This window comes from Streptomyces flavochromogenes, assembly GCF_000717595.1.
In the GTDB taxonomy this organism is placed as follows: Bacteria; Actinomycetota; Actinomycetes; order Streptomycetales; family Streptomycetaceae; genus Streptomyces; species Streptomyces flavochromogenes.
Window position 1 is genome coordinate 1 of the sequence record NZ_JNZO01000058.1, and the last position, 15,481, is coordinate 15,481.

A 15,481-nucleotide genomic window follows, 5' to 3' on the forward strand; every position below is an offset into this window, starting at 1 on the left:
GCCCGCCCTCGCCCTCGGCCGGGCCTACGACGTGCTCATCCACCTCCATCGGGTCCGCGCGGCCGACAAGCTCACGCGGGGGGCGTCCGCCCCGTAGCGCGGGCGCCGCCTCGTAGAGGACCGCCGGGAAGATCACCAGGGGCGGCCGACGGTGTCGCGGCCGACCGGCCCTATGGGCATGACCCAGATACGCCAGAAACCCGCCACGGGGTGATCTTGCCCGTGAGGGCGGTGACGCGGCGGGTCTGACGGCGCCGCCGGGTTACCCCTGGGTCTTGATCCCGATCGCCGGGTTCAGGTCGCTCCACCCGCGAACGAGACGCTGTCCGGCCTGGTCGACGAGGCCGGACAGGCCGTGGGCGAGTTCGGGGTCTGCCGTCAGCGCAGGATGGCCGGCTTCGGTAGCAGCGTGCTCAGCAGCTGGGCTGTCTCCGCTTCCATGTCCACTCCTCCGCCGAGTCCTTCGTTGATGCGAGCCAGTCGGGCGGCGGCAGCGCGGAGGGCTTCCATGTCTCCGGCGCCGTGGTGGGCGAGGACGACCTGTCGGTGAAGGAGTTCACTCTCCTCCGCGGCGAGAAGGCACTGGTGCGCGGCCCAGAGCGCGCTGACGTAGTCGGCTGACTCCCGGCGGCGGTTGGACAGCTCGTGGGCGACGTCGACGATGGCCGAGACCATCTCTTGGATGACCGGCTCGGTTAGGCGTAGCGCTGGGGGTCGATCGCGGCGAAGGGCCGGCCGCGGACGAGCGCGAGGGCAACGCCGTCAGGGCACTGCTTGCCGGGCCGCAGCCACATCGGTAGGGAGACGGCGGCCTGCGCGGACGAAAAAGCGAGGGTGAGGGGGCGGATACGCGCATCGTCAGTGGTACCCGGCGCCGCGGTGAACCCGGACCGGGCACGGACGTCCACCATCAGGCCGGCTGGCGTGACTGCAGCCCTGCGGGCCCTGGCCCGGATGTATGGCTGCCACCGCTGGCGCACCTCGGCAGCCATACGGTCCGCGAGATCAGCCCGCGGCTTCCACGCCGGGCCGCTCTCAGGTGACGAAACGGAAGACGAATAGGCCATTGTCGCCTCCCACCGCGAGTTCTCCAGCGGCCCCCCAGGAACACGAGATGAGCGCTCCTTCAGCTCGCGCTATGGCCACGGTGCGGTGATCTGAGATGGACCAGATTCGTGCGGTTCTGTCGCGGCTGGTGGTGGCGAGCCAGCTGCCGTCCGGCGCAATGGCTACCGCCTCCACCGTGTCGGTGTGGCCGGTGAGGGTGGCGGTGCAGGTTGCTGTGGCCCGATCCCAGATCCGCACGGTCCCGTCGAGGCTGGTGGTGGCGAGCCAGCTGCCGTCCGGCGCAATGGCTACCGCCTCCACCGAGTGGGTGTGGCCGGTGAGGGTGGCGGTGCAGGTTGCTGTGGCCCGATCCCAGATCCGCACGGTCCCGTCGAGGCTGCTGGTGGCGAGCCAGCTGCCGTCCGGCGCGATCGCCACCGAAGTCACCGTGTCGGTGTGGCCGGTGAGGGTGGCGATGCAGGTTGCGGTGACCTGATCCCAGATCCGCACGGTTCTGTCGCGGCTGGCGGTGGCGAGCCAGCTGCCGTCCGGCGCGATCGCCACCGAAGTCAACAAGCCGGTGTGACCGGTAAGAGTGCCGGTGAGGGTCCTGGTGGCCCGGTCCCAGATCTGCGCGTCGTCGTATCTGGTAGTGATGGCGAGCCAGGTGCCGTCTGGCGCACTGGCCACCGATTCCACCGGGTTGGTGTGGTCAACGCGTGAGGAATCGGGTGCAGAGGGCATTCGGTCCCAGGTTCGCGCGGTTGCGTCGGTGCTGGCGGTGGCGAGCCAGGTGCCGTCCGGCGCGATCGCCACCGACTGAACCGTGGCGGTGTGGCCGGTGAGGGTGGCAATGCAGGTTCCGCTGGTGCGATCCCAGATCCGCGCGGTTTCGGCGAGGCTGGTGGTGGCGAGCCAGCTGCCATCTGGCGCGATCGCCATCGAAGTCACCGAGTAGGTGTGCCGGAGGGTGGCGGTGCAGGTTGCGGTGGCCGGGTCCCAGATCCGCGTTGCGTCGGTGCTGGTGGTGGCGAGCCAGGTGCCGTCCGGCGCAATAGCCACCGACGCCACAAAGTATGGGTGCCGGAGCGAGGCGGTGCAGGTTGCGGTGGCCCGATCCCAGATCCGCGCGGTTTCGTCGTAGCTGCTGGTGGCGAGCCAGGTGCCGTCCGGCGCGATCGCGACCGAAGTCACCAAGCTGGTGTGACCGGTGAGAGTGCCGGTGCAGGTTGCGGTGGCCCGATCCCAGATCCGCACGGTCTTGTCGGTGCTGGCGGTGGCGAGCCAACTACTGTCCGGCGCGATGGCTACCGCCTGCACCAAGTCGCTGTGGCCGGTGAGGGCGGCGGTGCAGGCTCCGGTGGCCCGATCCCAGATCCGCACGGTTTCGTCGAGGCTGGTGGTGGCAAGCCAGCTGCCGTCCGGCGCAATAGCCACCGTAGTCACCGAGTGGGTGTGATGGAGGGTGGCGGTGCAGGTTGCGGTGGCCCGGTCCCAGATCCGCGCGGTCCCGTCGAGGCTGGTGGTGACGAGCCAGCTGCCGTCCGGCGCGATCGCCACCGCCTCCACTCCCCCGGTGTGACTGGTGAGGGTGGCGATGCAGGCTCCGGTGGCCCGATCCCAGATCCGCGCGGTCCCGTCGAGGCTAGTGGTGACGAGCCAGGTGCCGTCCGGCGCGATCGCCACCGCCTCCACTCCCCCGGTGTGACTGGTGAGGGTGCGGTGTAGTGCGGGAGAAGGGGCGTCGGGTGGTGGCCATTCGTTGGCGAGGCAGGGGCGTTGCAAGGGGTCGTGCTGACGTGCGGTGATCTGGGGGCGCCAGTGCGGGTGGGTGTCGAGGCGGGTGTGCAGGACCCCGGTGAGGGCGTGGGGCGGATCGGTGGGGGTGAGGAGGTGAGCGGTCTGGGCCAGGCTGCGGGCAAGCGGCCGGGTCGAGGGGGTGTCGATACGGGTGAGGTCCGTCCAGGGGGCGGTCGGCCCGCGCTGGGCGAGGCGGGTCTCCACCCATCGCAGGTCACCCGCCACAGCTTCGGCAGAGCGGGTGCGTCCGGCCGCGAGCATGTGCTCGATGAGGTGGTCGAGTAGATAGCCGTCCGACAGCTGCCACCAGGCACGTTCGGGGTCGGGTGCGGTGGGGACGATGGGCTGGGCGGGGGGCAGAGTGGCTGCAACGGTGTCAATCAGCAGGCCGTTGAGCCGGGCCAAGCCTGCAGTGCCGAGATCGCTGCGCAGATAGTCGCGGATGACGTCGTGGAGGCTGATGGTGCCGCCACCACGTGCGTCGAGGGTGAGGAGGGACAGGCGCTCGAGATCCCGGCACAGGGTTCGTGTCTGGTCCACGGTCAGCTGACCGCTTGCCTCCCACAGTCGGGCGACCAGGGAAATGGGTACGGACTCGTCCTCGGTGAAGATGCCGAGCGCGGTGAACTGCTCCGAGCCTCCAGGCGGCAGCAGGGTGGTTGCGGCCTCGATGGATGCTTTGACAGCCTGGTTCCGCAGACGCGGCTCGTCCATGTTCCAGGTGGCGGCGGGGTCATCCACGGCGGCGGGCCCGCTGTCGCGTAGCTGGTGAAGGATCCGCTCGGCGGTGACGGTGGGATCGGCGCCGGCGGCGCACTGCTCGGAGATCAGGCGGTTCGTCAGGCGCAGCAGCAGTGCCCAGCGGCCGGTTGCTCTCAGTAGGGCATCCACCAGGAGCTCGGGCAGTGGTGGCAGGTTCCACGTCAGTACGGTCTTGGCCTGGTCGCGGGACATCTGGTCGACGGCGATGTGGCCCGTTCCGGGGGGGAGTAGCGCGGGGTTGCGGGTGGTGACCAGCCGTACGCAGCGGCGGCCCCCGGATAGGAATGGGTCGAGTTGTTCGGGATCCCACACGTCGTCCAGGACGAGCAGGGTGCGGGGGCGTTTGTCGAGAAGCCGGCCCAGGTGGGCGCCGGCCAGGTCGGGGTCGTCGAACTCGGTGCTGTCGCCGGTGATGAAGCGGGTGACCTCGACGACCTTGGCCGCCACAGCTGCACGTCCGCGGACGTCCCGGCCGATGGTGACGGTGTAGATCCGGGGCCTCAGAGGAGGCAACGATCGAGTCCGGAACCGCCACCGCACGCGACGACGGGCGCACACGGCGGTGGCCAGCGTGGTCTTCCCGAACCCTCCCGCCCCCCACAGGGATGTGGTGATGCCTACGGCGCGGCCGCCGCGGCACACCGCAGCCGCCGCGGCGCGCGTCTGGGCCCGGTCGACGAACCAGGCCGGCACAGCCACGGGCGCGGGCGGTGGTGGATCGTTCACGGCCGCCGGTAGGCGTAATTGCAACCACGCCGCCATACCGGCAGCCACGATCGCCATCGGCGCCGAGACGCCGAGAGACCACCACGGGTGCTGCCGGAGTTCATCCAGGAGCCAGGGCCAGCTAGCAGTCGCAGTGGCAGCGTTCCCCGCCAGCGCCAGCACAATCGCCAGCGCAACGCCCAGGCTGGCAAGCGCCACGATTCCCGCCGCCCACACCCGCACAAGCATCCGCCCACCCCCGGTATCTGCTCTCCCTGCGCCGGACCCTAGCGACCACTACGCACCGCATCAACGGAACGCCACATGAGCGAGCAGGCCGGGTACATCGACGATGTCCGACAGCTCGAGCTCCTCCCCGCGCGCTCAACCACTCGCCGGCTGCGGATCCGATCGGATGTACCGCGCTGTAGCTGATGAATGTGGATCGTCGGTCGAGTTCCCGGGCCGTGGCGGCTCCAAGGCCGCGCGGCGCCAGTCACCACGGCGACGAAGCCGTTCAATGGCCCCAGGCTGTCGCGTGTGTCGTCCTCCCAATGGGGCGGTGCGCAGCAGCCCAGGGGTCGGGGGGCGTCTGGAGGTAGCCCGGGCTCGTACCGGTGGCGCTCCCTGCCGCTCCCCCGGGAAACTCGGCGGACAATGGCGGGTCGCGCCGGCCCCAGCGCCAGAGCGTCGAAACGAGATCGTGCCTACGCTGGTAGTGGTTCTCCCCTAGCGGAGAAGCGGGGGCCAGGAACGCAACGCCGGAGAGGCGAGTACAGCCATGGCCAAGCAGCCGAAACCGTCCCAGCCGCGGCACGGAGAAGGGCCCAGCCCGCACCAGGGCACCGAGCAGCACGGCTGGTCACCCGATGTCGACGCGACCCGTCAGCAAGACAACCCGAGCGCACGCCGCTCGTTCGATACCGACGAGTACGCACCCCAGAAGGGCCCCGGCCGCACGGTGTCCAAAGAAGAGAAGGGCAATCCGCACGGCAAACCGGTGAAGAGCACGAGCGACCGCGGCGAGGAGCAGAACAAAAGCGGACACCAGGACGGCATGCACGACACCGGCACCACCGGCCGATCCCGGCGCCCCAGCGGCACCCGGGACGCATCGGCCGCCACCGGCGTCGACCCGCAGGACCCCCCTAGGGAAAGCACGGCGCACTGACGACACGGCCGCCAATCACCTCTACCGGCGTACCGGCCGGCCGGTTCGTCATTCCGGCTCCATAGCGGGGCGCGACGGCTTGTTCATCCTCCGCGGGTCGATGCCTTCGGCCGCCAGCTGCTCCAGCGTGTAGGCCAGCAGGCCCTCGCCGTCAGCCGCGCGTTCGCGGGCGGACTCGCGGAGCTGCCGCGCCTCGTCCTCGTCGAAGATCAGGTGCGCCATCGGGTCCTCCGGCGATCGGGTACAAACCGAGGCCAGCGCAGCATCACTTCTCAGGGACCAGGACGGACACCACGGTCCGCGGTACTGGGCGGGGCGCCCGGTAGTAGGGCCACGCGGACGAGGTCGCGGAGAGTCCCAGGCGAACGCCGAACTCCTTTTGGAGGAGCGCACGGTGTGGATCACGGTCACGGCGATTTGCGGTGTCGCTCATCGCGGCGCCCATCACCAGCGTTCGTACGCGGTGAAGGGCTCGTTGTAGCTGCCCGAGCGGACAGCGATGATCCGGTCCCCGTACGGAAGCAGGTCGTCCACATCGTCCGTGTCATCGCGGAAGTAGCGGTGCTCTTCCTCGTCGCCGGTGGCGGCGTCGAAGACATACAGGCTATCCCCGTGCTTGCGCGAGACCTTCACGAACATGACCCGGCCGGCCCCTGCGTGCAGTCCCTGGACGACGGAGGAGGAGCCGCGGTCGAGGTCTTCCTGCCACAGTTCGTGGCCGGTCGTCAGGTCGAAGGCGGCGAGGAATCCCCACTCGCCGCCGTTGGTAAGCGCGAAGAGTCGTCCGTCGGAGACGGCCACGTCGGTGCCGATCGACCCGTAGCTGTCGCCGGTGGCTTGGACGGCCGCCCCGGGGCTGCCGTTCGGCCCGAAGGTGAGGAAGGCGTCTATGCCCCGGTCGCCTTCGTCGACCCGCAGCACGATCGGCTCGGTGGCCGTGATCGTCACGCTCGCGTCGGTGAGGACACCGCTGCGGGTGTCGAGGGGCGTGGTCCACCGTTCCTTGCCGTCGGCCGGGTCGAAGGCGGCCAGCTTCATCTCCTTGCCGCAGGCCAGGACGGCGATGACCTGCTTCGCTGCGGAGGCGATGGGGCCCGGGACGCAGCCCTTCGGCACCGTGGCCGTCCAGCGCGGGGAGCCGGTGCGCAGGTCGAGGGCGTGTATGGCACGCGCGGTCTTTCCGGTTCCGACGTCGAGGATGACGCCGAGCCCGTTGCCGGTGGCGAGGGCGCCGTCGCCACCGGAGAAGGCCTCGGGGTCGAGGGGGCCGTTGCCACCGGAGAAGGCCTCGGCCGCCGGGGCGAGTGCGGTGTGCCACAGTTCACGGCCGTCGGCGAGGTCGAGCGCGACGACGGTGGAGCAGCCCTCCTTGCCCTTTTTCGCCGCGCCGTATGCGATCAGCACGCGGGAACCGTCGGCCGTGGTGCTGGCGGCACAGACTGCGGTGCGGAGCGGCGTGGCGTACTCCCAGCGCTTCTTGCCCGATCCGGCGTCGAAGCCTGTGACGCTGTCGTAGCGGGCGCGGACGAGGATATCGTCGGCACGCCAGGCCTGGTGGACGCTGTCCTCGGGTGCCTGATGGTCACTCGGGGTCTCCCAGGCCGTCGTCATCGACGATCCCGGCCAGTAGCCCGAGTTACCCAGAAACACCCAAGCGAGGCCGACGACAATCGCCAGCAGGACCCCGAGGGCGGTCAGGCAGCCGAGCACGGACCGCCATGTGTTCGGCCTTACCGCGCGGTCTCTTGAATCGCTGCCCGTTCGCTCCGTCATCTGGATCCCCACCCCTGGTTCAGTCACTCGAATGACGTACAGCGTAGGAGGGGAGTGATCACCAGCGCAGGGAGGCGCTGGCGATCCGCGAGGAGAACACGAGGAGGCCCGCGAGACTGGCCTGCGTGTGCACCATGTGCCTCCGCCCAGAAGCCGCCATAGATCCTCAGTCGTTCGACTCCTGCGATTGCTCACGTGCCTCCCGAAGTAGTGGAGCATCTACTGTCGGTTCTCCAACTCGGTTCTGGCACAGATCTTGGGGAGCCGTCGCGGAGCGTCATCCAGTGTTCGAACGAAAGACGGCCGGGGCCGACAGGGATCGATCTTGACGTGCCTGACGTGTGTGATGTCGAGTTGACGGTGAGAAGTGGCACCAGCACATAGGGGATCGACATGTTCATAGCGGAAGAGGGCGTTTTCGATCCTGTTGAGGTGCTGGAGCTCTACGACTCGGTCGGCTGGGAGGGCTACACCAGCGATGTCGACAAGCTCTGTCGCGGTCTCGTGAACTCTCACCTCGTCATCACGGCACGAGACGGATCGGGATCCCTCCTGGGACTGGCCCGGACCATCTCCGACGACGAGCACATCTGTTACGTCCAGGACGTCGTGGTCAATCCGGCGAACCATAGGCAGGGGGTCGGCCGGGCGCTGGTCGAGCACTTGATGCGGCGCTACTCCCACTGCCGATTCTTCCTCCTGTCCACAGACCACGAGGCGTCACCAGAGGGCAGCCGCAACCACGCGTTCTACCGGAGCCTGGGCTTCCTGTCTTACGAGGAAAAGAAGATGGCAGGCTTCGGACTGCCAAGGAACCGCACTGACCTGCGCGATACGGCTCCATAGGCAAAAGATCTTGAGAAGTTACGGGATGCTACTGGGGCAGAATCAGCTTGCGGAGTAGTCCGAACCCGGCTCGACCGTAGAGCTGCCGCTGATCTTCTTGATGCGGTTGACGGCGCCCTCGATGCTGCCGGAGTTCCAGTCGAGGGTGAGGCCGGCGGTCACGGCGTCGAGGTCTCGGCGCAGGTGGAGTGCGAAGCCGGTGAGCCCGGGCAGCCGGCTGGCGTCGACGGCGTCGATCCAGGCGGGGAGTGTGGAGCCGAGGCGGCCGGTGAGCATCTCGCCGAAATCGCGGACGTGTCCGGCCGCCGTGTCCAGTTCGGGGCAGCGGGCCAGGACGTCCTTCAGACCGGCCCGGTCCTCCTCGGTCAGGGTCGCGGGGTGCCGGGTGAGCCAGCCGGTCACCTGCCGGGCCGGTCGGCGGTCTTGGTGGGGCCGCGGCCGGAGCCCTGCGCAAGGTGGCGATGTGCGCGCGGACCATGCCGTAGGTGACCGGGGCGCGCTCGGCGACCAGCTCGCCGTGCAGTCGGGTGACGCTGGTGCATCCCTCGGCGAATCGCCGTTCCAGGTACGGCTTGTAGGGGTCCAGCCTGCTGGGCCGGGGGCGGTTGTCGCGGATGGTGTCCTGCCAGCGTGCGGCGTTCGCATACCGGAGCACGGTGTTCAGGCCCCAGCCCAGGTGCCGGGCGATCGCCCGGCGTGAGTGGCCCTGGGCGAGCATCTCGTGGACCAGGGCGTGTGCGGCCTTTTTCCGCTCGGCTCGTCGGCCGACGGGCTCCGCGTCGTTCTGCGGCCGACCGGAAGCCCCTACGCCGGCCTCCGGCAACACGCTGCTGGGCGACGGATTGCGCAGGCAGTCGCGGTGGGCGGCGACGCAGGTCTCTACGGCGCGGCCGAGGCCCTGCCACAGATGGAACCGGTCGGCGACCTGCACAGCGGCGGGCGCCCTCGGCGTAGGCACCCGCCCGGTCCCGGCAGATGATCTCCACGCCGGGATGGCAGTCCAGCCAGGCGGCCAGCGGCCCGGCTTCACGGGTCGGTAGCACGTCGACCACGCGTTGGTCTTCGACGCTGGTCAAGACGGTGGAGTAGGTCGGGCCGCGGCGGATCGCGAAGTCGTCCACGCCCAGCACGCGGGGAGTACTGAATCGCGGATCGGGCAGCGCCATGACCCTGCGTAACAAGGTCATCCGTCCCGCACCGAAGCCGAGCTGGGCCGCCAGCCGGGCGCCGGCTCGTCCCGCCAAGGCAAGCCCCACCCGTTCCAGGGCGGCGGTTCAGCCGCGTGGTGAACCGCGCGTACGGCGCGGCCAGCCTGAAGAACGGCTCGGCGAACGTCCGGCGCGGACAGTCCGCCGACCCGCAGATGAATCGCCGGACCATCAGCCGGATCACAAAGCCCTGCTCAGCGAGCGGAAGATCCTTCAGCGTGCGCTGGTAACGGTCGTGGACCCGGTCCGCGAAGCGGCCGCAGTCCGGACACGCCACCCCGGCCATGCGGCCTCTCGCCACCACCTCGACCGTGCCGAACGCGACCGTAACCGCCTCGACCTCCACCTCGCCGACCCCGTCGAACACCAGCGAATCCCAGAACCGGGCATCAGTCTGCATGACCAGCACCATCACTGTTCACAGCCAGCCAGAGCAGCAAACGGAACGCACCTGAGGGAGCGTCACTTTCGGCCGTCAGACGCCAAGGCGTACGCCGTCTCGCACGAGCCAGTCACTCGCAATCGAACACCGAGGTCACGCTCCGCGACGGTTCCCAAGATCTGTGCCAGAACCTCCTACAGATCAACGAAGCCACCGAGGCGGCGGCGAAGAACTGTACCCGCAGGGCCCCACCATCACGGAGCCTTGGAGCAGGCCTCCCCGCCGACGGCCGGAGGCGCGCACGACGAGGCCTTCACGCCGCATGCCCACCCCAGCAGTGGTGTGGGCACGACGTTATCCGGATCGCGTATGGGGCTGTCAGCTGGCGACCCTGCCGAAGAGGTGGTTGGCAGGAGCTTCCGGGTCGTTGCCGTAGAAGAACTCCGTGACCGCCTGGTGAAATTCGGCCCGGTCCAGCGCACCGGAACCGTCCCGGTCCAGGGCGGCGAAGACCGCGGCACAGTCGTCGCCGGGAACGCCGGCGACCGAGTTGAACATCTGCTGGAACTCCGCCTGGTCGATCTTGCCGTCTCCGTTGAGGTCAACGAGGTCGAAGAAGCAGTTGGTCACCGGCTCGATCTGTTCCGGGTACAGGGCGGGGTCGGTCAGGACCCGCCTGAACCCTTCGGTCATCTCCCGCAGGTCGACCTTGCCGTCACCATCCTGATCCATGGGGGCGATCACGTTCGTCCAGAAGGCGTCCATCCCCTCGTTGAGCAGGCGCGCGGTCTCGGAGTCCGGCGCGGCACCGCGGGCTGCGACGTAACGCTCGTTCATCATCCGGACGTCCCGCTGGGTGATGAATCCGTCGCCGTCGACGTCGGCGCCCCTGAACCACTGGCCGTACTTGAGGTCTTGAAGTGCAGTCATGAATGCGCACCGTATTCATGTCGTTACGCAGGCGCAAACGGCATGTACGGGTGCCTCGGCGGTCCGACCGGGCCGCCACGCGCTTGACGTGGGGGTACATCGAAATGGGCACAACGAGGCAGGAAGACTTCGTGTCAATGTTCGAGGTTTGGGGGTGTAAAGGCGAGCACATCAGGAAGGGGATCCTCGTACAGCTCGACCTCGACCAGCGCGCTGAGGGCGCTCGGCCCCTGGGACAAGCGCGAGCACGGCCGATCCGCTGTGAGGACGTTCGGATTGCCGTGCCGGTCCATCGTTCCGCTCAGGCCCGGCCGGACCGGATCCCACCACGCTCCCGTCGACAGCTGTACAACGCCTGGCATGAGGTCGTCCGACAGGACTGCGCCCGCCAGGCAGCTGCCCCGGTCGTTGTAGACGCGTACGATCATGCCGGTCTCGATGCCGCGCGACCCGGCGTCCGACGGATTGAGCGTCACGGGCTCACGGCCACGGATCTTAGAACCGAGGCTGTGGCCGCCGTTGTCGTACTGGCTGTGCAGCCGCGAGGCGGGCTGATTCGAGATCAGATGCAGCGGGAAGCGGTCCGCCCGGTCAGCATGAAGCCACTCCACCGGCTCGAACCACGTCGGATGCCCGGCGCAGTCGTCGTAGCCGAACGAATTGATTTCCTCGGAGAAGATCTCGATCCTGCCCGACGGCGTCGGCAGGGGGAAACGCCGCGGGTCCGAGCGGAGCGCCTCAAAGCTCCCTGGAAACGGTCCGGTCAGTGCCGGCAGCTCAGCGGTGGAGCTGCTCCAGAAGTCCTCGAAACTCGGCAAGGCGGCCTCGTCACCGAGCTGGTCCCTTGTCTGCTCGTAGAGGTGCCGGACCCATTCGATCTCGGAACGCGACTGCGTGAACTCCTTCTCGTATCCGAGCCGGGCGGCGAGGGCGGCGAAGATCTGGTGGTCGGTGCGCGACTCGCCCTCCGGCTCGCGCACCCTCGGCATCGCGACGAGGTGGGGGTCAGAGAATCCGGCGGCGAAATCGTCTCGCTCCAGGCCGGTGGCGACGGGCAGGACGATGTCCGCGAACTTGGCCGTGGTGTTCCACCAGGCTTCGTGAACCACCACCGTGTCGGGCCTCTGCCAGGCACGGGCCAACCGATGGAGGTCCTGGTGGTGGTGAAAGGGGTTCCCTCCGCACCAGTACACGAGGCGAAGCTCGGGCAGTGTGAGGCGGTGGCCGTCGTAGTCGATGGTCCTGCCCGGATGCAGCAGGGTGTCGGCGATCCTTGCGACCGGAATGAAGTCCAAGACGGGGTTGGAAACCGCGGGAATCGTCGCCACGGAGGGGCGGCCCGGGGCAACGCCGGTCGCGTCCATCGTTGCGTAACCTGCGCCCCAGCCGCAGCCAGGCCGGCCCATCGAGCCCGCCATGGCGGCCAGCACGACGGACATCCAGATCGGCTGTTCGCCGTGGTCCGCACGCTGCACCGCGTAGTTGACCATGATGAGCGAACGCTGCGTCGTGAGGCGCCGGGCGAGGTCGGTGAGCGTGTCGCGGCTGATGCCCGTGATCCTCGCCGCCCAGGCAGCGTCCTTGGTCACACCGTCGAGCTCGCCGAGCAGGTAGGAGGCGAAGCGGTCGAACCCGACGCAGCACCGGCGCAGGAAGTCCTCGTCGTGCCAGCCGTTAACCAGCATCGTGTGGGCGATGCCGAGCATCGCGGCGGTGTCGGTGTTGGGGACAACGGGCAGCCACTCGGCGTCGAGGAACCCGGCCACGTCACTGCGGATGGGACTGACGTTCACGAACCGCACCCCGGCCGCACGGCACCGGCGCTGCAGGTCCTGCGTCTGGTGCCTGGCCAGCCCACCAGGGTTGATCTGGCTGTTCTTCAGGGCCAGCCCGCCGAACGCCACCACCAGCTCGCAGTTCTCGGCGATCTCGTCCCACATCGGCATCCGGGACTGGTAGCTCCACGGATGCCCGCCGATCACATGGGGGAGGATCACCTCCAACGCCGCCGTGCTGTACGTATTGCGCGAGTCGGTGTATCCCCCGCCTAACGCCAGGAACCGGTGGAGTTGCCCCTGCGCGTTGTGGAACGCGCCCGCACTCGCCCATCCATAGGATCCCCCGAATACTGCACTGTCTCCGTGCTGTGAACGCACCCGACGCAGTTCATCGCCCACCATCGTGAGCGCATCGTCCCAGCTCACCTCCACGAAGGCATCCTCGCCTCTGGCCGTGTCGTGGGCGCGCGGCAGGCCGTTCAACCAGCCCTTGCGCACCGCGGGGCGCAACACGCGAGCACTGTCGTCGGCTGCTGTCACCATTCCGGGGCCGATAGGCGACGGTGAAGGGTCATCACTCGTCGGCTCAATGCGTACCAACCTGCCGGAATCGACCACCGCGACAAAACTGCCCCAATGCGTCGCGACCGACATGCGCCGTTCCACCATGCATCAACCCCACCCTGGAAGTTTCCCTGCTCTAGCACGGCGGCTGCCTACGTCACAGGGCCCCCCGTCCAGCCGACGGACAGCAGTCCAGAGACTTCCCCTGATGCCCGCTGATCAACCTCACCTGTCAGCGCTTCGGCGCCAGCACAGGGTGTGCGGACAGTGGTGTCCCTGGGCGTTGTCCCAGGCGGTCCAAAGACCGGTGCAGTCTGACGCCATGCCCTGAGCTGCAACGGCTCGCATTGCACCGCTAACCACCCCACATGTGCCTCTGGCTTGGTCTGTGCACGGCTCTGGCGCACCCGCAGCGCCCGGTGGCAGTGTGAGCCGTGCGGAATATCCCTGGATGCGACACCGCACGGCCCCGTCCTGCGTCGCCCGCGAGGGCGGGGCCACGCCAGCCTCCCGGCTCCCCACGGGAGGCCACATGCGCGTCTTCCGCCGTCACCGGCGTTCCGCTCGTTGAACTCCGGCTCTACGCAGGCCCGCCACGGGTGGAATGCAAGTTCTGCGTGGAAATCCACGTGCGGGAACCCCGGGATTCCGGATCATGTCTTGATGGACATCTCTCTCCTCACCACAGGCATCACGGTCACCGGCACCGTGGCGGTCCTGTACCTCGGTTCCCTGGAGACGGCGCGGCGCACTCGCCATGCCGAAGCCCGGAAGGACTCCGCCGCCGAGCGCGCGGCGCTCGAAGCCCAAGCTCATGAGCTGGTGGCCGCCGTACTGGCGTTGCAGATAGCCGGGGACACTCACGATCACGTCTGGGGAGGGTGGGCGGCGCGCGGCCGGGTCGCACTCCGCGCTCTCACACACGGGGCCGTGGCCTACGGGCAGTCGGACCGTACGGGCGGGTCGGCGGCTTTCGTTGCGGGGGCGGAAGCGGCTGGACGACCGCCGGGTCCTGAACGGGATCGTGTGGAAGTTCCGGACCGGGACGGCCTGGCGGGATGTGCCCGAGCGTTACGGTCCGTGGGCCACGCTCCACACCCGTTTCCGCAGGTGGGCGGCGGACGGGACGTTCGACCGGATGCTGCGGGCCGCGCAGGCGAAGGCGGACGCGGCGGGCGACATCGACTGGCTGGTGTCGGTCGATTCCACGATCGTCCGGGCCCACCAGCACGCGGCGGGGGCTAGAAAAAGGGGCTCCGCGACCCGGCCCTCGGCCGGTCCAGAGGCGGTCTGACCAGCAAGATTCACATGGCCTGTGACGGCCGGGGCCGTCCCCTCGCCTTCGTCGTCACGGGCGGCAACACCAACGACTGCACCCGGTTCACCGCCGTAATGGAAGCGATCCGGTTGCCCCGGATCGGACCGGGACGCCCCCGCACCCGGCCCGATCACGTCCTGGGCGACAAGGGCTACAGCTCGAAGGCGATCCGCGCCTGGCTCCGCCGCAAGGGCATCGCCCACACGATTCCCGAGCGGGCCGACCAGGTCGGCAACCGGGCCCGGCGAGGCAGCCGCGGAGGCCGCCCGCCGGCCTTCGACCGCGAGACCTACAAGCACCGCAACGTCGTAGAACGCTGCTTCAACCGGCTGAAGCAACGGCGAGGCATCGCCACTCGCTACGACAAGACCGCCGAGTCCTACGACGCAGCAGTCACCCTCGCGTCATCCTGATGTGGGCGTGACATTTGACGACAGAACCTAGCGTCGGCGGTACCGTCCGGGGCCTGGGCGCAGCAGCTGTCCTGGACGTGGCTCTACCTCGCACCGTGGGTCAAAGAAAGGAGACCGGAGCCTATTCCGAGGTTCGTTCCGGGCGGGCCTTTCCGTACCGCGCCCACGCCGCCTGCTTGGAGATGCCCAGAGCTTCGCCGATCAGGCAGCCCTTTCGCCCCGGCGATCTTGGACCCTTCGAGCTCGGTCCCTGTGAGCTTTGCCCCGGTCAGGTCTGCACCGGTCAGGTCTGCGTTGTTGAGCACCGCGTATGAGAGGTCCACGTTGCGCAGGTTGACTCCGGTGAGCTTCGCCCCACTGAGGTCGGCCTCCCGCAGGCTGGCGCACCCAACGCTTACCTCAGGCGCGTACTCTTCCCGTTCATCGCAGAATCTCGCCGTTCTCAGGTCGGCGCCGTGCAGGACGGCCCCCCGCAGGTCGGCACCGGAGAAGAATGTTCCATCCAGGTTGGCACAGCTCAAGAAGCACAGCTGGGCACCCGCCAGATTCGCCTGCTCCAAGCTCGCTCCGGCGAGGTTGGCCCCGTCCAGCAAAGTGTCGCTGAGGTCGGCCTCCGGAAGGATCGCGCCCTTGAGATCCGCCCCGCTGAGCAGCGCCCCAGACAACCTGACCTCACCGAACCACACTAAGGGCTGTCCCGCAAGTGATCTCAGACGTGCTACTCATCAGCCGTCGGCATAGATCCACTATCCGGTCAAGGCGAGGTTGTGGAGGCGGGCGATGC

13 protein-coding genes and 1 pseudogene are annotated in these 15,481 nt (G+C 68.6%); 3 read left to right on the top strand and 11 right to left on the bottom strand.

The genetic code is table 11. From position 1 onward, the window contains the following. Positions 1-378 precede the first annotated feature (378 nt). The 3 genes from IF00_RS0139460 to IF00_RS42115 are packed head-to-tail and all read right to left on the bottom strand — an operon-like array spanning position 379 to position 4,563. The gene (locus tag IF00_RS0139460) at positions 379-675 is read right to left on the bottom strand and encodes a hypothetical protein (RefSeq protein ID WP_030326803.1); all 297 of its coding nucleotides are present in this window, start codon (positions 673-675) and stop codon (positions 379-381) included. Positions 676-695: 20 nt separating this feature from the next. Further along, the gene (gene tpg, locus IF00_RS48185; protein ID WP_388312238.1) at positions 696-1,067 is read right to left on the bottom strand and encodes a telomere-protecting terminal protein Tpg; all 372 of its coding nucleotides are present in this window, start codon (positions 1,065-1,067) and stop codon (positions 696-698) included. Next, positions 1,036-4,563, bottom strand: a complete 3,528-nt coding sequence (locus tag IF00_RS42115; protein WP_063740733.1) for an NB-ARC domain-containing protein — start codon at positions 4,561-4,563, stop codon at positions 1,036-1,038. The genes tpg and IF00_RS42115 overlap by 32 nt, the downstream gene beginning before the upstream one ends. A 532-nt stretch (positions 4,564-5,095) precedes the next feature. On the opposite strand from IF00_RS42115, the gene IF00_RS0139475 reads away from it, so the two are divergent. Further along, entirely contained in the window at positions 5,096-5,485 is a 390-nt protein-coding gene (locus IF00_RS0139475) for a hypothetical protein (RefSeq protein ID WP_030326809.1), read from the top strand. Between the two features lie 48 nt (positions 5,486-5,533). On the opposite strand, the gene IF00_RS45930 is transcribed toward IF00_RS0139475, so the two are convergent. Continuing rightward, positions 5,534-5,707 (bottom strand): hypothetical protein, encoded by a 174-nt coding sequence (locus IF00_RS45930; protein ID WP_158710590.1) that lies wholly within the window; start codon positions 5,705-5,707, stop codon positions 5,534-5,536. A gap of 222 nt (positions 5,708-5,929) precedes the next feature. Then, positions 5,930-7,096, bottom strand: a complete 1,167-nt coding sequence (locus IF00_RS0139485; protein WP_158710591.1) for an outer membrane protein assembly factor BamB family protein — start codon at positions 7,094-7,096, stop codon at positions 5,930-5,932. Between the two features lie 555 nt (positions 7,097-7,651). Here IF00_RS0139485 and IF00_RS0139495 point away from each other — a divergent pair. After that, positions 7,652-8,104, top strand: coding sequence for a GNAT family N-acetyltransferase (locus IF00_RS0139495; RefSeq protein WP_051820880.1), 453 nt, complete (start codon positions 7,652-7,654; stop codon positions 8,102-8,104). A gap of 42 nt (positions 8,105-8,146) precedes the next feature. Here IF00_RS0139495 and IF00_RS47450 read toward each other — a convergent pair whose 3' ends face one another. The 5 genes from IF00_RS47450 to IF00_RS0139515 all read right to left on the bottom strand — a co-directional run bounded on the left by IF00_RS47450 (position 8,147) and on the right by IF00_RS0139515 (position 13,056). Beyond that, complete coding sequence (locus IF00_RS47450; protein WP_245234779.1) at positions 8,147-8,506, bottom strand: transposase; 360 nt, start codon at positions 8,504-8,506, stop codon at positions 8,147-8,149. Continuing rightward, positions 8,503-9,234, bottom strand: coding sequence for a transposase (locus IF00_RS47455; RefSeq protein ID WP_342451074.1), 732 nt, complete (start codon positions 9,232-9,234; stop codon positions 8,503-8,505). Before IF00_RS47455 ends, IF00_RS47450 begins: the two co-directional genes overlap by 4 nt. After that, positions 9,131-9,724 (bottom strand): transposase family protein, encoded by a 594-nt coding sequence (locus IF00_RS47940; protein ID WP_342451075.1) that lies wholly within the window; start codon positions 9,722-9,724, stop codon positions 9,131-9,133. The genes IF00_RS47455 and IF00_RS47940 overlap by 104 nt, the downstream gene beginning before the upstream one ends. 348 nt (positions 9,725-10,072) lie before the next feature. Continuing rightward, a complete protein-coding gene (locus tag IF00_RS0139510) occupies positions 10,073-10,624 on the bottom strand; it encodes an EF-hand domain-containing protein (protein ID WP_030326815.1) in 552 nt (183 codons plus the stop codon). Positions 10,625-10,758: 134 nt separating this feature from the next. Beyond that, positions 10,759-13,056, bottom strand: a complete 2,298-nt coding sequence (locus tag IF00_RS0139515) for a molybdopterin-dependent oxidoreductase (protein WP_037640308.1) — start codon at positions 13,054-13,056, stop codon at positions 10,759-10,761. A gap of 889 nt (positions 13,057-13,945) precedes the next feature. Between IF00_RS0139515 and IF00_RS44570 the strand changes: the two are divergent. Beyond that, positions 13,946-14,697 (top strand): annotated as a pseudogene (locus tag IF00_RS44570) (IS5 family transposase); the annotation flags it as partial. Between the two features lie 83 nt (positions 14,698-14,780). On the opposite strand, the gene IF00_RS0139530 reads toward IF00_RS44570, so the two are convergent. After that, positions 14,781-15,383: a pentapeptide repeat-containing protein gene (locus IF00_RS0139530; protein ID WP_051820881.1), complete on the bottom strand. Its 603-nt coding sequence runs from the start codon at positions 15,381-15,383 to the stop codon at positions 14,781-14,783. Between the last annotated feature and the right edge of the window lie 98 nt (positions 15,384-15,481).